At 62.8% G+C, this 18,149-nt stretch carries 17 protein-coding genes; 9 read left to right on the forward strand and 8 right to left on the reverse strand.

What is annotated here, in order from left to right:
* Nucleotides 1–106: 106 nt before the first annotated feature.
* Entirely contained in the window at nucleotides 107–763 is a 657-nt protein-coding gene (locus LJ725_RS14120) for a 4Fe-4S single cluster domain-containing protein (protein ID WP_230551297.1), read from the reverse strand.
* On the reverse strand, nucleotides 760–2,640 hold the full coding sequence (locus tag LJ725_RS14125) for an AAA family ATPase (RefSeq protein ID WP_230551298.1): 1,881 nt from the start codon (nucleotides 2,638–2,640) through the stop codon (nucleotides 760–762). The genes LJ725_RS14120 and LJ725_RS14125 overlap by 4 nt, the downstream gene beginning before the upstream one ends.
* Before the next feature lie 475 nt (nucleotides 2,641–3,115).
* On the opposite strand from LJ725_RS14125, the gene LJ725_RS14130 reads away from it, so the two are divergent.
* The 3 genes from LJ725_RS14130 to LJ725_RS14140 all read left to right on the forward strand — a co-directional run bounded on the left by LJ725_RS14130 (nucleotide 3,116) and on the right by LJ725_RS14140 (nucleotide 4,470).
* Nucleotides 3,116–3,259 carry a hypothetical protein gene (locus LJ725_RS14130; protein WP_230551300.1) on the forward strand — a complete coding sequence of 48 codons (144 nt, stop codon included), beginning with the start codon at nucleotides 3,116–3,118 and terminating at the stop codon, nucleotides 3,257–3,259.
* A gap of 351 nt (nucleotides 3,260–3,610) precedes the next feature.
* Complete coding sequence (locus LJ725_RS14135) at nucleotides 3,611–4,189, forward strand: MerR family transcriptional regulator (protein ID WP_329958364.1); 579 nt, start codon at nucleotides 3,611–3,613, stop codon at nucleotides 4,187–4,189.
* A complete protein-coding gene (locus LJ725_RS14140) occupies nucleotides 4,129–4,470 on the forward strand; it encodes a YnfA family protein (RefSeq protein WP_230551301.1) in 342 nt (113 codons plus the stop codon). Before LJ725_RS14135 ends, LJ725_RS14140 begins: the two co-directional genes overlap by 61 nt.
* Before the next feature lie 636 nt (nucleotides 4,471–5,106).
* Here LJ725_RS14140 and LJ725_RS14145 read toward each other — a convergent pair.
* The 4 genes from LJ725_RS14145 to LJ725_RS14160 form a co-directional block, all read right to left on the reverse strand.
* Nucleotides 5,107–6,486 carry a TRAP transporter large permease gene (locus LJ725_RS14145; RefSeq protein WP_230551302.1) on the reverse strand — a complete coding sequence of 460 codons (1,380 nt, stop codon included), beginning with the start codon at nucleotides 6,484–6,486 and terminating at the stop codon, nucleotides 5,107–5,109.
* 1 nt (nucleotide 6,487) lies between these two features.
* Entirely contained in the window at nucleotides 6,488–7,015 is a 528-nt protein-coding gene (locus LJ725_RS14150; RefSeq protein WP_230551303.1) for a TRAP transporter small permease subunit, read from the reverse strand.
* 598 nt (nucleotides 7,016–7,613) lie between these two features.
* Nucleotides 7,614–8,981 (reverse strand): TRAP transporter large permease, encoded by a 1,368-nt coding sequence (locus LJ725_RS14155; RefSeq protein WP_230551304.1) that lies wholly within the window; start codon nucleotides 8,979–8,981, stop codon nucleotides 7,614–7,616.
* 32 nt (nucleotides 8,982–9,013) lie between these two features.
* Complete coding sequence (locus LJ725_RS14160; RefSeq protein ID WP_230551305.1) at nucleotides 9,014–9,562, reverse strand: TRAP transporter small permease subunit; 549 nt, start codon at nucleotides 9,560–9,562, stop codon at nucleotides 9,014–9,016.
* Between the two features lie 109 nt (nucleotides 9,563–9,671).
* Between LJ725_RS14160 and LJ725_RS14165 the strand changes: the two genes are divergently transcribed.
* Together LJ725_RS14165 and LJ725_RS14170 are read left to right on the forward strand one after the other, a co-directional pair.
* Complete coding sequence (locus tag LJ725_RS14165; protein WP_230551306.1) at nucleotides 9,672–10,034, forward strand: ArsR/SmtB family transcription factor; 363 nt, start codon at nucleotides 9,672–9,674, stop codon at nucleotides 10,032–10,034.
* 245 nt (nucleotides 10,035–10,279) lie between these two features.
* Nucleotides 10,280–11,914: an O-antigen ligase family protein gene (locus LJ725_RS14170; RefSeq protein ID WP_230551307.1), complete on the forward strand. Its 1,635-nt coding sequence runs from the start codon at nucleotides 10,280–10,282 to the stop codon at nucleotides 11,912–11,914.
* Between the two features lie 180 nt (nucleotides 11,915–12,094).
* Here the strand turns inward: LJ725_RS14170 and LJ725_RS14175 are convergent, their stop codons facing one another.
* Nucleotides 12,095–14,008, reverse strand: coding sequence for a cytochrome c/FTR1 family iron permease (locus LJ725_RS14175; protein WP_230551308.1), 1,914 nt, complete (start codon nucleotides 14,006–14,008; stop codon nucleotides 12,095–12,097).
* Nucleotides 14,009–14,166: 158 nt separating this feature from the next.
* On the opposite strand from LJ725_RS14175, the gene LJ725_RS14180 reads away from it, so the two are divergent.
* Nucleotides 14,167–14,832: a class I SAM-dependent methyltransferase gene (locus tag LJ725_RS14180; protein ID WP_230551309.1), complete on the forward strand. Its 666-nt coding sequence runs from the start codon at nucleotides 14,167–14,169 to the stop codon at nucleotides 14,830–14,832.
* On the opposite strand, the gene LJ725_RS14185 is transcribed toward LJ725_RS14180, so the two are convergent.
* On the reverse strand, nucleotides 14,808–15,269 hold the full coding sequence (locus tag LJ725_RS14185) for a MerR family transcriptional regulator (protein WP_230551310.1): 462 nt from the start codon (nucleotides 15,267–15,269) through the stop codon (nucleotides 14,808–14,810). The two genes, LJ725_RS14180 and LJ725_RS14185, sit on opposite strands and share 25 nt — an antisense overlap.
* Before the next feature lie 162 nt (nucleotides 15,270–15,431).
* Here LJ725_RS14185 and LJ725_RS14190 point away from each other — a divergent pair, with 162 nt between their 5' ends.
* The 3 genes from LJ725_RS14190 (at nucleotide 15,432) to LJ725_RS14200 (ending at nucleotide 17,878) form a co-directional block, all read left to right on the forward strand.
* Nucleotides 15,432–16,142 carry a DUF6639 family protein gene (locus tag LJ725_RS14190; RefSeq protein WP_230551311.1) on the forward strand — a complete coding sequence of 237 codons (711 nt, stop codon included), beginning with the start codon at nucleotides 15,432–15,434 and terminating at the stop codon, nucleotides 16,140–16,142.
* Between the two features lie 166 nt (nucleotides 16,143–16,308).
* Entirely contained in the window at nucleotides 16,309–17,658 is a 1,350-nt protein-coding gene (locus LJ725_RS14195) for a phenylacetate--CoA ligase family protein (protein ID WP_230551312.1), read from the forward strand.
* 22 nt (nucleotides 17,659–17,680) lie between these two features.
* Nucleotides 17,681–17,878 carry a hypothetical protein gene (locus LJ725_RS14200; protein ID WP_230551313.1) on the forward strand — a complete coding sequence of 66 codons (198 nt, stop codon included), beginning with the start codon at nucleotides 17,681–17,683 and terminating at the stop codon, nucleotides 17,876–17,878.
* Nucleotides 17,879–18,149 lie beyond the last annotated feature (271 nt).

An 18,149-nucleotide genomic window follows, 5' to 3' on the forward strand; every position in this document is an offset into this window, starting at 1 on the left:
GTCCCAATGACAGCTCGCTCCGTCCGGAAATACGTGCTCGCAGGTAAGCTCCGCGGCCGGGCGCTCGGTCGAGCAACCCGGGCACCGGCGGACAAGAGCGGTATCGTCAGGGCTCATCGGCATCACGTACATCTTCGGTCGTATGAATGCTGTGCCCCTGGCTCTCGAGAAGAGCCGCGAGCCGTTTGAGATCTCCTCGCCTGGGAATGCCAGCAAGGAAGATTTCACCCTCTGGCCCGTCAAACATGACGTCGAGCGTCCTCTCGTCTGCGACGAAGCGATCCCGTAAGGGAGCGAAGAGCGCAGCACCGCGAGGGGTAAGGCAGGTCAGGCGCTGATTGTCGCTTCCCCGGAGGGCCAGGGTCTGAGGTTGGTCTCTGCGATAGGGGTCGGCGATCAACGCATCGATCAGGCCGGCAAAAGCGGTCAGATCGAGCGCCTCCAGCGCATAGCCGGAGTAGACTAGGATGTCCGCGGACGATTGGGCGCGGAGGTCACTTAATAGGGCGTGGAGTGCCGCCGGCTGGTCGAACGGCTCGCCGCCAGAAATCGTGATGCCTTCGGCTTCGGCGAGCCACGGGGAGATGGCACTCATCACGCGTTCGACCGTCGTGCCGTTCTGCCGGGGCGCCCAGGTATCGAGGGAGACGCACCCCGGGCAGCGGATCGAGCAGCCCTGGAACCAGATACAAACGCGGCGGCCCGGCCCCAGGGTGGTGACCGGGTAATGGACACGCGACAGAAACAGAGGGGTCGCTGTCACGCGACCTTCGCGCTTGCCGTTTGAACGGCGCCGAGCGTCAGAGAGGTGATGCCCTCGGGCGTGGAGTCCACCCCCATGATCGCCAGTTGCTTGCCGAGTGTCTCCTCGGCGTCGAACAGGGCGCGGGCAAGGGGATTGACGAGATGAGCTTCGACCTTGTTGCGGATCCCCCGGCCGCCATTGGACAAATCTGCGAGGCAGAGCGTGGCAAGCTGCGCCCGCGCGCCGTCATCCAAGGAGATGGTCGCACCTTGCGATGTGCGGACGCCGTCCAGGATATCCCGAACCATCCCCGCGAAGATTTGTTCGGCGATGGCCGGCCGGATGAAGTCGAAGACCAGAACATTGTCGCCGATGCGGTTCAGGATTTCGGGGCGATTGAGCGTGAGCTTGAAATGACGCTCGATCTCGGCCCTTACTCGTTCCTGCACTAGCGCGAGCGAATCCGCAGCCGTGACGTTCGGGGTGCGGGTTCCATCGGGCCCCACCTTGTAGATGCCAAGGTTCGACGTGAAGATGATGAAGGTCTCTGAGAAATAGACCCGGTCGCCGCGGCCTGACGTCAGGACGCCGTCATCGAGCACCTGGAGAAACTTGTCGAGAATGCGCGGATGCGCCTTCTCTATTTCGTCGAAAAGCACGACCGAGAACGGCCTCTCACGAACCGCGTTGGTGAGTTCGCCGCCGACATCGTATCCGACGTATCCCGGCGGCGCGCCGATCAGCCGCTGATCTGAGTGTTCCGCGGAGAACTCGGACATATCGAACCGGATGTAGGCGCCCTCATCGCCGAACAGGAGGCTTGTCAGCGTCTTAGCAAGCTCGGTCTTTCCGACACCGGTCGGACCTGCCAGGAAGGCCACGCCGCGCGGGCGGTTGCCGCGGCGCGAGGCCCCTACTCCAGTGACGGCGCGCTTAACGATATCGAGCATGTGCGTGACGGCATGGTCCTGGCCCTTCACGCGTTCCTGGACAAAGCGAAAGCCGTTTCGGATCTTGTCGCGGTCGATCTTGGCCCACGGATCTTCTGTGACGCCGACCTTGTAGCGACGGACTGCGTCGCCGATCTGGGAGATGTCGAGATCTTCGCTCCGCCCGAGCTGCGCGATCGCGGTGAGGTCGACCAACAGCAACCCCTCGGTTTGCTCGGCGAACGCCGTTCTGGCTGCCTGAAGAACTAGGCCATCAGCCGTCTTGCCATTCTTGAGCGTTTTCACGAGGCTGTTCGCCAGCAATCTGCGGGTGCGAGGATCTGGCTTCGCGACCGGGATGTGCCGGATGCGCGGATTGTCAACGAGCAGCCAGTCAGGCAGGTCGCCCTCCTTGTCGACGACCCAGAGTACCGAGTTGAAGAAGGGCCTGGATGGCGTGCCGTAGGGGCGCGTTTTCGCAAGGTGGGACAGGACAAGCGCGCGCGTGAACATCTGATGTTCAGGTGGTGATAGCGCTTCGTTTCGCACCGTCAGGCGCGAGGCAAAGTCGGCGATCAATGCGACCGGCGGGTCGCCGGGCGTCGGCACCGTAAGCCGTTCCAGCGTTTCCCCGAACAGCTCGATACCGGCAGGTGACGCCCCGCCGGCTCCGGGCTGCAAGCCGAGCTTCTCAAGCAGTTTCGGGATTGCAGGCGCGGCCCCTGGGATCGGCAGAAGCCTGAAGCCCGAAAGCGGATCGTAAAGTAAGACGCTCGCATAGCCCGCACGTATCAATTCGGTGCCAAGCACGGCCGTGAGCGGCTGCGCCGCGACGGCCCCCGGCGCGATCGCGCTCAACTGAAGGTCGCGTACGTTTCCCGACAGAACAAACTGCGACTTTAAGGGCAGAAACCGAAGCAGGTCCCGCAACCAGCGCGGCCGCTCATAGTCGTCTGTGTCGCCCATGATCCCCCTCAACCGATAGCTCGATCTCTTGGAGATGTCGCCCCGGCCCCCATTTCGCGTCAAGATACCGGTAATGCACGAGGCCACAAAGGCTTAGCCTCTCGCGACTGTCGGTCCGGTATCGCTTGGAGTGCCACTTTGCGGCTCGGGAGTGTGGACGGCAAGCAACCCCGGGTGGTGCCAAAGGGCATCGGCGAGCACACAGCGACACGGACGCGCCGGAAGACGCCGTACCGAGGCTTGGCATCCCTGGGGCCGGCAACCACCAGAGGGGCCTTCCGGCTCTTCAAGAACGTTAAACGCGAGCGCAGTGCCGGCACTGCCCGCTGATTGCCAGTGGCTTGCACAAAGGTCAGTCGTCCGCTCAGGGAGAATAGCGGCCGACCGACGCCGATCTTGGAGACGAAAGTGCCACCATCTACCTCTCTACGGACACCCAAGGCGAAGCCGCCCCCCCGATCACTCTGAGGGTGCAATGCTGATCGCCGGGCGGGTGCAGTATGCTGGGTGGCCGGACTCTCCAGACGTGGCCGGCCTCGACGGCGTGCACATCAAGGTCAAGCGCGCTGAGATGCTGCGCCTGTACTCGGTGAGCAATGGCCTAGACCTTGGCCGTTGAGGAAATCTTTGTGTCGAACTGGGTCCGGAACCTCATTCAAGTCACACGCAGACACCGCCCCGATGGTTAGATCTGGACGGTGATTGAGTTATGACAGAAGTGGTTGCGGGGGAGCGCAACCAGCTTAACTTGCTAGTTCGGGCCGCCGCCTAGGTTCAAAGCAGGACCCGCATTGATCTCAAATTGCGATCCGCCATTCCCAACGGTGATCTGGCGGTAGCGAGCTACTGGGGCCTATTTCGCGCCGCCGCGTAGGCTTTTCGGTTGCAGATGTTGGTTGCAAGGAGAACGTGGCGTCAGCGTTCTCCCCTGGATTGGGTCAAGCGTGACGGCGCAGAGAGAGTGTCGCCCATGGTTTTCGAAGGGATGATCTCGATCGGCATTCTTGCCAGACGTTCCGGCGTGCAGGCGGAAACCATCCGTTACTATGAGAGCGAAGGGCTGCTGCCGAAGCCCGAGCGCACCGCCGGCGGATACCGGATATACGGCGCATCCGACATCGAGCGGCTGTCCTTCATCCGCCAGGCCCGCGAGCTCGGGTTCAAAGTCGACTCCGTGCGCCGGCTGCTCAGCCTGGTTGATCGCAAGGTGGACACCTGCGAAGAGGTTCGAGAACTGGCCACCACGCACCTGGGGGAAGTACGAACAAAACTCGCCGATCTGCGTCGGATGGAAAGGGTGCTGTCAGACTTGATACGTTCTTGCGAAGGTCGGACGGTGCCTGAATGCCTGTTGCTGGAAGCTTTGGCAGCACCAAGAGGCGAAGAAGATCGCGGGCGCCAACGCTCGGGTGGCACGCACCAATCCTGCAGAGAAACGAACTGTCAGGCCCAGTCCGCAGCCGCGGCGCCGATCCCGATGAAACCTCGATGGGCGAACGCGCGATCAAGACGCTGTTCATCTACGCAGGTGCTGCCCATGCGGAGATAGGCGGTTGCTTTGCGTTCTGGATTTGGCTGCGCAGTGGCAAGTCGGCGTTATGGATATTGCCAGGTATCGTCAGCCTGATCGTATTCGCTTGGCTCCTGACCCTGATCGATTCTGAATATGCAGGACGCGCCTACGCGGCCTACGGCGGCATCTACGTTGTGGCTTCCATTGGCTGGCTATGGTTGCTCGAGGGAGCTCGGCCGGACCGGTGGGATGTGACGGGGGCAGCCGTGATGCTTGTCGGGGCGGCTATCATTCTCTTCGGTGCCCGGGCCGCCTAAACGGGCCTCGAAGACCGGCATCCTGTCGACGAATGCGCCGGCTTTCATCGTGGCGCAGATGCTCTGCGGCGCTCTGGCTGTGCCGACGGCCGGCAGTTAGTGTGCGATCCGCTGAGCAGGTATCAGATTGACTGCAATGTGACTTGCAGTCCCCCATCGTGGCGACACTTGCTCGCGTGAAGCATCTGCGCGTCTTTGCCAGTCTGCTGGGCTGTCTCGCCGTTCTCGCGACGCGCTTGCCGGCCGTCATATTCGCTGCGGCGCCGGTACAAACCGCGACCTCCGAGCCCTGTGATCAGTGTCCGGACTGCAAAGGCGCACCTTGCGCACCCGCGCTGGCAAGTTGTCCAGCGACCTGCGTTGCACCTGGTCCGGCGCTCGCCGTCGCTTCCATCGCCGTGCCTTTCATCACTCTGGAGTTGGAAACGCTGGCTCCAAGCCGGGTCCTGTGACGATAAAGAAAGCGAGAAGGAAGGCTTCAGGGAGGTACCGCAGATCGAAGTGGCTCGGCACGACCGGCCTGCTGATCGGGTTCGCCGTGGCCGGTCATCTCGGGACGAGCCTTCACCGTTGGGTCGATCTCATTGCCTGCTTCGGTGGTAGCTAATGACGCAAAGGCGGACTGACCGACAACCGTCACGGATCATCGGGCGGCGGGGGCAATTCAATCTGGCGCGTGTTCCATTCGATCTTTGAAGGCGGCGCTTTCGTCACAATCTGCGGAGCCACGATCAGGAGCCCGACCATCAAGACTTGAAGAGCAAGGAAAGGGATCGCTCCCCAATAGATTTGCGATGTACGAACGGAAAGAGGCGCTACGCTTCGGAGGTTGTAAAGGGCAATGCCGAAAGGCGGATGCATGAATGACGTTTGGAGGTTGACGGCGAGCAAGACCGTCAACCAAACCATGTCTATTCCGAGCTGCCGGGCAACCGGTGCGATCAGCGGCAGGACAATGAAGGCAATTTCGAAAAAATCCAGGAAGAAGGCGAGGAAGAAGATCGCCACGTTGATGAACAAGATGAAGCCGATTTGCCCGGCTGGAATGTGCCTGAAGAGGGACTCGATCCAGACCTGACCGTCGAGGCCGCGAAAGACGAGTGTGAAGAACGACGCGCCAAGCAACAGAAAGATGATCCCCGAACACAATACGCCCGTGACGTCCATCGCTCGCCGCAGGTTGCGACCCGTCAGCTTCCGCTTTGCCAACGCCAATATGAGTGTTGCCGTGACCCCGAACGCGCCACCCTCGCTCGGAGTTGCCACACCGAAATAGATTGCCGCCAACATAGCCAACACGATCCCCAAGGGAGGACCTGCAGTGACGGCCGCGGCGGCGATCGCTGTCGATACCGTCGAAGAATCTCCCTCGACGCGGACGGATGGAGGTGCGCGCTCTGGTACCAATTGGGTGATGACGAAAATGTAGACGAGATAAGAAGAGATCAGTAGAGCGCTCGGCAGGAGGGCGCCGCGATAGATCTCGATAAGCGACACGTCCAGTTGTTCGGCAAGAATGATAAGCACCAGGCTGGGCGGAATGACCTGGGCAAGCGTTCCAGACGCGGCAACGACCCCGGTCGCCAGGCGCGGGTCGTATTTGGCCCGCAACATCACTGGCAGCGCGATTAATCCGATGGCGACAACCGATGCAGAGACGAAGCCCGTGATTGCCGACAACACGCCGCCGACGATGACGGTCGTATAGGCCAATCCGCCCGACAAGCGTCCAAACAGCCGGTTGAGCGCAACGAACAAGTCCTCGGCAATCCCGGTGCGTTCCAGCAACATTCCCATGAAGATCAGCATCGGCAGAGCCAATAGGTTGTCGTTGTTGAACGTGCCCTGGATGCGGAACAGCATGTTGTTTAGGAACGAGACATTGAAGTCGCCGGTGGCCAGGCCGACGGCCCCGAACACTCCCGCTACCGCGGCGAGGGAGAAGGCGACGGGAAAACCGGCGAAGAGAGCGACAAAGAGACAAGCGAACATGGCCGGCGCGAGGATGTCGCTCATGTCACCTTCCTTCGATCAGCCTGCGTCGGTTCACCGGGCGCGACGGGAAGCCTTTCAAGCACGCGACGCAGCGGATGGCTTCGGCCACGCCCTGCAAGCCCAGCAGAAAGAAGCCGGCAGGGATGAAGCCCTTGATGATCCAGGCCGGGATATCGCTTGTGCTGTCGCGCGTGGCCCGGCTTTCGCCCGACAGGAATGAGACGAGAAACTGAGGCCAGCTCACCCATACGAGGGCGGCACATACGGGAAGGAGTACGAGGCAGATTCCCAGGAGATCGAGCCAAGCGAGTCCACGCTCGCCTAAGCGACCTGACAGAATATCGATTCGAACGTGCTCGTCGCGTTGGAACGTGTAGGCCGCCATCAGCAGCACGACTGCCGCGAAGAACTGCCATTGCAGATCGAAGGCGGAGGGTGACGCGATCGAGAAAAATTTCCGACTGAAAGCATTGGCGGCAATCAGCAACGCGTTTGCGAGCAGTCCCCAACGTACGATCTGGGCGACGGCGCGGTTGAGACGGTCGATCACTCCCGCGAATCTCAGAAATATCTGCACGACCGCCTACCTTGTCCGGCGTAGAAGCATCTCTACGGCATCGCCGCGCAAAGCCTCATTTGGCTTGGTCCTCCCCTTCTGGCTGACATATTGCCTCCTGTAGCCACTAGAGGTTCAAGGACAAAGAAGGCGTGCTTCCAAATTGCCAGCCAATGCCAGGTCCGCTTGGGGCGTGAGTGGCACGAGTTCATCGCCTACGCGATCCAAGCTCGATCTCATGGACGCCCAGCTTTTGAGCGAGCTTCTTGCAATATACGCCGAGACGCCGGCGGTTGAGCATCTAGAGCAGATCAATGAGTTTACATATGGCATGAATCCCGAAGGGTTCGCCGTCGCCGCGTACACCTAATATTGTCTTGCCAAGGCTGCGGCGAAGTTCGCGGCGCAGCTGCTGCGCGCCGAAGTCTTGCCGCCGCCTATGTCATATCAGTTCCCGGTCGTGCCGGACCGGGAACGGCTCAAGGGACCCTGACCGCTGCGCGTCCCTGGGCAGCCTGTTGTTGGGATTTTTGGCGCCGCCGCCGGGCCGCTCCCTTCCGCCAGTGCGGAGGGCTTCTCAGAGCGGTCTGGTTCACCCGGCGGCGCGCATCGCCAGCCAGGTCGCGAGTCCCGGCAGAACGAGGACAAGTGCGATGCCGAGCAGCTGGATCGCCACGATCGGCACGATGCCCCGGTAGATGTCGCGCAGCGCCACGCTCGGTGGCGAAGCGCCCTTGAGGAAGAACAGCGCGAAGCCGAAGGGCGGCGTCAGGAACGAAGTTTGCAGCGTTAGCGCGATCAGCGCCGCGATCCACACCAAGGCAAGCTGGGGCGAGCCGACATAGGTCGAAAAATCCAGCGCCTTCAGCACCGGCTCGAAGATCGGCAGGGTGATCAGCGCGATCTCGATCCAGTCGATGAAGAAGCCGAGCACGAAGATGATGGCGAGCATGGTCAGCAACATCCCCCAATCACCGAAGCCCAGACCACGAAGCAGCTCGAGCACCAGCGTGTCGCCGCTGAAATAGCGGAACACGTAGGAGAACACCGTCGCGGCAAGGGCGATGAAGAAGACCATCGCGGTCATCAACGCCGTGCGCTGGACTATCTCATGCATGGCACGCAGTGAGAGGCTGCGGTTGAGCAGCATCAACAGAATCGCGCCTGCCGCACCGACGCATGCCGACTGTGTCGGTGTGGCCAGACCGGCAATGACGGAGCCGAGCACCATGGCGATCAGCAGCACCGGAAGCGCCAGGCTGCGGGCAACATACAGGGCGAACCGCAGCGTGCTGCGGACTGGTACCGCCGCGAGCGGGGGCGCGATTCGCGGATCGAGCAGGGCTGCGCCAATGTAGTAGGCAACATACAGCACCACCAGGACCAATCCCGGCACGATCGTCGAAAGGAACATCTGCGAGATCAGTACGCCCAACTCGTCGGCGAGGAAAAACAGCATAATCGCCGGCGGCAGGATCAGGCCGAGGGTGCCGGCGGCGGCAATCGAGCCTGTGGCGAAGGATGCCTTGTACCCGCTCTCCAACATGGTGGGGAGCGCGAGATAGGCGAGCGTCGCCACCGAGGCGCCAACCAGGCCTGCAGATGGCGCCAGAATGATGCCGATCACCGTGACAGCGACCACTTGGCTGGCCGGCACGCGGCGCAGCAACACCTGTAGGCAGAGCAACAGCTCGCGCCCGATCCCGCTTCTTTCCAGCGCGATGCCCATGAAGAGGAGCATCGGCACCGCGGGGTAGATTAGATTCTCGGCGAGTGTCGAATAGATGCGAAGCGGAATATTGAACAAAGCGATGAGCGGGAACTGGTCGAGTGTGTAGCCAATCAAGCCGAAGCCCAACGCGACGCCGATGAGAACGAGCGCCACCGGATAGCCGCTGAACAGCAGCAATGCCAAGGCCAGGATCATGAACAGAGCGAGATTGTCGATCAGGAAATCCACCGCGCTCCCCCCCTGCGCCGCTGTGCCTTCGCCTAGCCGCGTTGCAACGCGCCGCTGGTCGGCGCTGGCCCTGTCGCGCGCCCGGCGAGAAACATCGCGTTGCGGATGGCGACGGACAGGCCGGCCAGCAGCAGCAGCAGACCGCCTATCGGCAGGCAGGACTTGATGATCCAGCGCATCGGCAGGCCTAGTGCCGCGCGCGCGCCCTCCATCTGAACGAAGGAGTCCAGCGCAAACTGGCCGGCGTAGACGATGAGCACCGTGCAAAACGGAACCAGGACCAGCAGGCAGCCGAGCAGCTCGATCGAGGCGCTCGTGCGGGGCGCGAACCGATCGCGAAGGATATCGATCCGCACATGGGCGTTGTGCAGGTAGGCATAACCGAGGCTGAGCATCACCACGGCGAGGAAGAAGTGCCACTCGAGCTCCTGCAGCCGGGTTGAACCGACATTAAAGAATTGCCGGCCGATCATGTCGTAGACCGAGACGGCGATCAGCGGGATCAGGGTCATCCAGGCGACAAGCGCACCCAACCAGATGATGCCCCGCTCCAACGTGCGGCAGGCGCCGATCACTGACATGAGCACTCCCCCAGAAGCCCGCGACCGCATGGCGACTGGGCCGCCTTTGGTCTTGCTGAAACATTCTTATAACTATTAAACTTGAACAAATGTGAGAATGAGTCAAGCCATGAAGCCGTTCAGTCCTCAGGCCCTTAGCGCCGGCGCACGCACCGCCGCCGATGTCGAACGCACTCAGGAACTGGCGGACGTGTTCCGTCTGCTCGGGGACAATTCCCGCTTGCGGATCGCCCTCTTCTGTCTCGACCGGCCGCGGGCGGTGACCGAGGTCAGCGAGGGCCTCGGTCTCGGCGTGAGCCTGGTCAGCCATCACTTGCGCCTGCTGCGCGCCGCGCGGTTGCTCCGGTCTGAGCGCCGGGGTCGGCAGGTGCTCTATTTGACGGCGGACGAGCACGTGCGCTGCGTGCTGCTCGACATGGTCGAGCATGTTGACGAGCCCGCCGACTTGACGGATGCGACCGAGGCAACGTAGCCGGGATGAACATGTTGGCAGCCGGTCCGCCACGGTACGCTGCCGCGTCGCTGGAATGGATTGTCCATCCTGTGCCACCAAGGTGGCAACGACGCTTCGCATGGTCGCCGGCGACTGGCTGTCGCGATAACGCTGCCCGCGACTTCCATCACGCCATAGGGCGCTTTGCATGCGCCGAAGCTCTCCCGGTGAGTGCGTGATCGGCAGGGATAGGTCTCGAAATTGAGCCCAGTCGGATCGCCCTGATGATCCGCTCGCCGATCGACAAACTTTTCGTCCTTTTACTTCGTGCGCGAGCCGAACGCCCAAGAGGAGCTGCCGCAATGGCTCACGCACCTGGGGAAGAAGTAGCCTTTGACGCCGAGGCGCGGGTCGAGCGGCGGCGCCATCCGTTGATGGCGCTGCGCGGGCTTGCCGACTGGTCGGTGGCGGCGCTGTTCTTCGCCATCGTGTCGTTTGCCGCCCTGCCGATGGGCGCCAATCGCGATTGGGCGTGGGCGCCCATCGGCGTGATGCTGGGCGTGCTCGCCGTCCTCGTCGCCGCCGGGGTAGGGACGCGCAAGGGCTTCGAGGTGAGCGAGGCCGAGCGCAAGCCGTTGCTGGCGGTTGCCGCCTGCTTTGCCCTATTCGTCCTGTTCGGGCCCTTCCAGATGTCGACCATGGCGCCGTTGTCGGGCAGCGCTTGGCTCTATGAGGCGGCCGCCCGCCTGCTCGGCAGCGCCCACGCGCCGGTGCCCGACCTTGCGATCGATGCGGCACGCAACACGCTGCTCAAATGCCTGACGTGCGGCGCGATCTTCCTGACGGCCCGAGCCCTCTGCCGCGACCGCGACCGCGCGCGGCTGCTGCTGATGATGTTCATTGCCGGCGCCGTTCTGGTCGTGGCCTACGGCGTGCTGATGCAGGTGACGACGCACTCCTGTTATCTCGGCGGCTACCTCAAGAAGGTCGGCGGTTACGAGCTGTCGAATCGGTGCGTGATGTCGGGCACCTTCGTCAGCAGCAATTCGTTCGGCTCCTACTGCGGCATGGGCATGGTGGCGGCCATGGCGCTGATCTTCGCCGGCAGGCGGCGCAAGGGCGACATGCCCTACGGGTACGACGAGGATGACGAGGAAGGCATCATCGCCTCGTTGACCGGCTTTCGTGTGACCATGCTGGCGGTCTGCCTGCTGCTGCTGGGTGGCCTGCTGTTCTCGGCATCGCGCGCCGGCCTCGCCGCCACCTTGGCCAGCGCCGCTGCCCCTACCGTGTTGATGCTGCGCGGCCGCTGGCGCTCGCGGCCGGACCTGGTGCGCCTCTTCGTGGCGATCAGCGCCGTCGTCGGCATCATCGTGCTTGTGATCGCTGGCAACACCATCATCGACAAGGCGATACGCGCCAGCGACGGTGGCGACCGCATGCAGATCTGGCGGGCCTCGCTGCAGGCCGTGCGGATGTCGCCCTGGCTGGGCTGGGGGCTCGGCAGCTACGCCGACATCTACGCGATCGTGCAGCCGATGACCCTCCCCGTACCCAACGATCTTGCGCACTCCACGCCCCTTGAGACCATGGTCGAGGTCGGCGTGCCGATGGCCCTGATGGCTTTGCCATCGTGCTCATCCCGTGGGGCGTACCGCTTTACGGGGCCGCAACGCGGCGACGCGCGCATCGCTATCTGCCCGGAGCTGCCTTCGCCGTGGCGGCCGTGCCGATCCTTCATTCAATGGTCGATTTCAGCCTGCAGATGCCGGCTATCGGCTTCGTGGTCAGCGCCCTTCTCGGCATGGGATGGGCGCAAGCATTTGGCCGCAGGGAAAGATCAAGAGGCGACCTTACGCCGCGGAAGCAGGCTTAATTATCGTCATTGCGACCGAAACCGTATGCTTGGAGGCGCGTGACGCGCAATCGCCCGGAGCGGCCTCCCAACTGGATATCGTTGATCCAATGCCACGGGAGTGCCCGGGCGTACCCAGCCGCCGACATTGCCTCTTCCGAGACTACCATCGACGCGTCCAAGGTCTTGCACAGGCGTTCTAACGGCTCCGACCCTGAACCTTTGACGGTGAATATTCCCCAAGCTAATTGCGGCGCGTGTACCAAAAGCCGGTCAGCATGAAACCCAACGTCAGGAGCTGGGCAACTATACCCTCACGCGTTGGGTACACGCCGAGGATCTCGATGCGTGGCAGACCGCTAACGGGCCAGGAGTCCAGCAATCCGGCTTCCTGCAGTCCGGCGATGCCCTTGCCGGCCAGTACGACGGCCAAGCCGGCGATCAATATCGAGCTTAAGGAAAAGAACTGGGCGATCGGGAGACGGCGGCTGTAACGCAGCAGCGCCACTGCAATCGCTGCAAGGATGGCAATCGCGACGGCAGAGCCGGATAGCAGGGCCAAGCCGGCTCCTTCGCTCCACAGCGCCGTGAAGAACAGGATGGTTTCGAAGACTTCGCGGTACACCACGATGAATGCCAGCAGGAACAGGAACCATGCCGATCGGCGTGACAGGGCGCGCGTCAGCTTTTCCTCTACATACTGCTGCCAGGCGTTAGCTTGCCCCTTGCCGTGCATCCAAATGCCCACTGAAACCAACACTGCAGCGGCGATGAGCGAGCCGAATCCCTCCGTCAGTTCGCGACTAGCGCCGCTGATCGCCACGAGGCGCGTGGCTGCCAGCCATGTCAGGCCGCCGGCAAGAAGGGCTGCACCCCAGCCGGCATGAACGTACGGCATGAGTTCGACGCGTTCCGTCTTGCGCAGGAAGGCGATCATCGCGATGACGATCAGCAATGCTTCCAGGCCCTCACGCACAAGGATGGTGAACGCCCCGACAAAGCTCGAGCCCCAACTCGCCTCTTCCGCAGACAACACGCGCTCGGCCGCGTCAACGAGCGTGGCTATCCGTTCGGATTTCGCCTGGACGTCCGCAACGGACACGCCCCGGTTTATTGCCGTCCGCAGGTCCGCCATTGCCTCTTCGACGCCGCGCAGGAGCGCCGCGTCCCGCACCGCCAGCACGGGCTCCACGGGCTCGAAGCCGTCCAGGTACGCCACAAGCGCGAGGTCCGCTGCCTTTCGTCGGTCACCGCTTCGGTACGCATTGACGCTTTCTGCCAACCGCTCGCGCGCGATGGCCAGTGTACCGCCCGGCCGATTGCCAACCGAGCCGGGGTTTCGGCGAAGGAATGCGATCAGGGCGCGTGCCTGGTCGTCGCCGACCTGGTCGGCCAATGCCGCCGGCGTCATCTGCGTGACCGCTTCCAAAGTGGGAAACAGGCCGCGCAGCTTCGCATCACTGCGCCACAGCTGTTCACCTCGGCTGGCCTCTGCATTGGAATAGGCGAGCTGGCCCACGTAGAACGCGAGGGCCCAGCGGTCGTCCGCCGGCAGATGGGCGAAGCTCGCCATCGCTGTGCCGTCGAGGCCGAGGTCGATAACCTGATAGAGGCCGAAGACGCTTCTCAGTCGGGCGCGTGCCTCGTCGGTGAAGGCAACGGGCGGCGGGTCCATGCCTTTGGCGTTCGGCCCGTCTCCTGCCCCGGAGGCGCCGTGGCAGGCTGCGCACTGCCCCCGATAGAGGGTTGCTGCGCGGGCAACATCGGGGGCGCGCGACGGTGCGAGAGCCATCGGGTAAGCGGCCAAGAGATCGCCAGCGAGCTTCCGCGCGAGGCGCGCCACCTCATCGGAAGGGGCCATTCTTTGCACAGCGGCCTGCAGGACTTCCGCTTGGTTCACCAGGCGCGGCTGCGCCTCCGTTGCTGGCAGCGCACCAAGGCGCTCGCGTACAGAGTTCGTGAATTCCACCATCTCTGCATATTCCGCTGCGTTGACGACCCGGCCGTCCGAGACCGCCTCGCTGTAGTCGACCGAGACGTAGTCCAGGAGGCGCCACACCGTCTGAGCCGAACGGTCCTCCGCGTGCGCCGGAATCGCCACCAACAGGCTGCAGACAACCAGGAAAGCGATGGCGAAGGGCTTGGCGGACAGGTGCATTCGAAACCTTATTGCGAATGCTTCTCTATCTCATCCATGCGGCTTGGTGAAAAGCGGAATGTCGATGCTCCGCGATCGCGGGTCGTTCTCGCGGCGCGCCACGACCTTGATCCTGTAGGCGCTACAGGATGCAGGGTCCTCCATCGAAGAGGACTGTCATGCCGCCTGACCTGACCTATACCCCCGCCGCCGGGCATCATTGGCTCACTCCCTTGTACGATTTCGGAGTGGCGGCCCTGACACGCGAGAAACGGTGGAGGAGCGCGCTCATCGCACAGGTCCGTCCGCGATCTGGCGACGTGATCGTCGATGTCGGCTGCGGCACGGGATCGATGCTGGCGCGTCTGGGCAAGGCCGCGCCATCCTCTCGGCTCATAGGCATCGATCCGGACCCCGCGATATTGGCGCGTGCCCGCAAAAGGTTCGCGGCCTTTGGCCTCTCAGTCGAACTGCACCTCGGCTTTGCCCGGCAAGCGGCCGGTCTACTGAAGGGAACACGACCGACCAAAGTCGTGTCGAGCCTCGTGTTCCACCAGGTGCCGATGGACGAGAAGGTGGCCGCGCTCGCCGCGATGCACGCCGTCCTGAGGGCCGACGGCGAAGTTCACATTGCAGACTACGGGTTACAGCGCACGCCACTCATGCGCGCCCTCTTCAGGGGGATCATTCAGAACCTCGACGGCCGCGAAAATACCGAGCCGAATGCCCGCGGCGTGCTCCGCGACCTCATGCGGGCGGCCGGATTCAGGAACGCGGAGGAGACGCTCGTCATTCCGACGCCCAGTGGCTCGATCTCGCTCTATCGAGGAAGCCGGATATCATGATGCCTGGCACTCTTCGGCGGTGTCCTGGGCCGTTCGGATGGCCGCGGAGAGTCGGCCAGGACTTCGATGATCCGGCACGTGGCGACCTTGCCGTTGTCGCACTCCTTGATCATGCGCACGAGCTCGGTCCTGAGCCCGCGAAGCCGGCGGATCCGGCTCTCGACGGCTTGGAGTTGATCTGAGGCGATACTGCTCACCCGCTGGCAGGACTCCTCCGGCACATCCTGCAGGGCGAGCATCGTCTTGATGGCCGCGATGTCGAAACCGAGGTCTCTGGCATGGCGAATGAACGTCAGTCGCCGGATGTCCTCTGCTTTGTAGAGCCGCCGTCCGCTCTCGGTGCGCGGCGCCGGGGGAATGAGCCTGCTCCGCTCGTAGTAGCGAATGGTCTCGATGTTGACGCCCGTACGTTTGGACAGGGTTCCGATGGTGATCATTTGCCGGTTGATGCTGTAGTGGCTACGGGTTTAGGCGTAGCACAACCAGCAACTGGAAGCACGTGAACTGGAACGACCATGTCCCAGCGTGTCGTAGGCCTGAACGGCGACGTCAAGGGATCGGCGACGGCAACGCCATCCTGCCGAGGCCGTATGGCTCCGATGAAGCTGACGTTGCTATGGACCCTCGCCGTCACCGTCGCCGCCGCCACGTTCGACAACCGAACCGTTGCTCAAAGCCGGGCGCCAGGCACCTGCAGCCGAGGGGACGTGTTCGTGCAGTCTGCCAACCCGCAGCAGATCCGTGAAGCCTGTGAGGCTGTTTCCGACGTGCTGACATATTTCGATGGCATTGGCTTCAAAGTCGATCCCCATGTCTCGATCGCTTTCTGGGGCGACGTCGATGCGAAAGGCGGGCGCAAGCACGCACACGGTTCCTACGACCCCGCCGCACGGGCGATCAAGCTGTATGCGCGTGAGCAGGCGCGGCCATGGGGCGAGCCCTGGCAAGACGTCGGTGGCAGCTTCATTCGCCACGAGGTGGCCCATGCGGTTGTGGTCCAGATATTGGCGATGCGCGGGTTGGCACTTCCACGCGAGTGGCACGAATTCATCGCCTATGCGGTACAGTTCGAGCTGATGGAGCCGGCGATCCGGGCCAGCATTCTGGAGCGCTATTCCAACCTGGCGCCCGCCTCTGCGCTGACACAGATCAATCCGTTCACTCATGGCCTTGCTGATCCCGACACCTTCGCGGTGCTCGTCTTCAAGTCGTATAGTGTCTTTGGCGGACGCGACTTGGTTCGCCGCCTGCTGACAGCTGAGTTCGTGCCGACGCCTCTCGAGAGGATGATTCCGTTTCCCCCGAATTGATGATGGCCATCGAGCGGATCGTTTCGATATTGACGCGCGTGCATTGAGCCAGAGGTCCAATGGTCATCATCAGCGGGTTGATCCTGTAGCGGCCACAGGATGTAGACATAGCGAGTAACCAGAGATGTTTGAATCCGAGAACGATTATGACCGAGCATGTCGTAGGGTGATCTGGGACGCGTGGCGGACGCGAAAGATCGGCGTCGGCGCAATCGCGCAGCGCCAGCATCCCCGTCTCGCCGAGATGGTCGCCCACGCCCGGTCCCGCTCGCCGCATTACCGTGAGCTGTACCGTGATCTGCCGGAGCGAATCGAAAGCGTCGAGCAGCTTCCAGTTACCGACAAAAAGATGCTCATGGAGCGCTTCGACGGATGGTGCACCGACCGCGCCGTCACGCTCGAAGCGGCAGAAGCAGTTGTCGACGATCCCGCTCGAATTGGAGAGAGGTTCCTCGGAAAGTACACCCTGGCTACCACCTCAGGCACGACCGGCCGCCGCGGGATATTCCTGACCGACGATCGCACGATGGCGGTCGTGACCGCCATGATGCTCCGCTGGATGGGTGACTGGCTCAGCCCGAGTGACATCCTCAAGATCATCGCCCGCCGCGGGCGGCTGGCGATGGTCATGGCGACGGGCGGCCATTTCGCGTCGGCCGTTGCCGCGGCACGCCTGAAGAAGCGGCGCGGAAAACTCGTAGAGGTGCTCTCGGCGCACATGCCGATGGCGGAGCTTGTCGAGCGGCTGAACCGATTCCGGCCGTCGCTGCTTACACCCTACGCCAGCATGGCCGCCATGCTGGCCGACGAACAGGAAGCCGGACGGCTCCATATCGATCCCGTACTGCTGGCCCTCTCGGCCGAAGGTCTCCCGGAGGCGGAGTACGTCCGTATAGCGCGCGTGTTCGGCGCCAAAGTCGGCAACAGCTACGCCGCCTCGGAATGCATGTTCCTCAGCTACATGTGCAGCGAAGGCTGGCTGCACGTCAATGCCGACTGGGTGGCGTTCGAACCGGTCGATGCCGATTACCGGCCGGTCGCTCCCGGCGAGCAATCGCACACGATCCTAATCAGCAATCTCGCCAATCGTGTGCAGCCGATCCTGCGCTACGATCTCGGTGACAGCGTCCTGCAGCGGCCGGACCCGTGCCCGTGCGGCAACCCCTTGCCCGCACTCCGCGTACAGGGTCGCTCGGCGGACGTTCTCACGTTCCAGACTTCGAGCGGCGATGTCAGGCTGCCTCCGCTGGCGCTCACCCAACCGATCGAGGCTGTCCGCGGAGTCACGCTCTTCCAGCTCGCGCAGTCCGAGCCGGAAAGACTTGAACTGCGTCTCCAAATCGCGCCGACGGCGAATGCAGACACCGTCTGGCGCGAGGCCGAAGCAGGCCTGCGGAACATGCTTGCTGAGCATGGGCTTGAACACGTCGGCGTCGAGCGCGGCGGCGAACCGCCGCAACAGGGTCGCGGCGGAAAGTTCCGGGAGGTTGTTCCGCTCTCGGGTGCTCGGACGTGAAGCAGCCTCAGGGAGACTATCGATGAAGCGGAAGGAAATTGCCAAGTTCTTCGCCGGCTTTGCAGCCAACCAAGTTCTAACACACGGAGCTTTCGCAGCGGCAAGCGTTCAGTTCAGTCTGTTCGGAATCACCTATAGCCAAGGACTCAATACGATCGCTGCAGGCGCTTGGGCGATCATTCTTCTGCTGCTCACGTACTATGCATGGATTCAGCGATGACGTTGGCAGGCACCGAGCCCGGACTCGCCGATGCCCTGATATCGGCGCGTCCATTCTCCTGTTTGGCGCTGGCAGAATGGCGTTCCTTTGGGGGGGCGGGCGCGCCGTCGTCAGCGTTCCGATTCAGGTAGTTGGTGATCGGTATTCGGTAGTGAAACACCGGTCCGCTGCGCCCTTGATCCTGTAGTGACTACAGAATATATCATGAGACATGGGATGGCCGTGACCGAACCTGATCCCTGCGCGCCGGCCCCTGTGCGAAGGAGACGAG

Source organism: Reyranella aquatilis, assembly GCF_020880995.1.
Taxonomy (GTDB): Bacteria; Pseudomonadota; Alphaproteobacteria; order Reyranellales; family Reyranellaceae; genus Reyranella; species Reyranella aquatilis.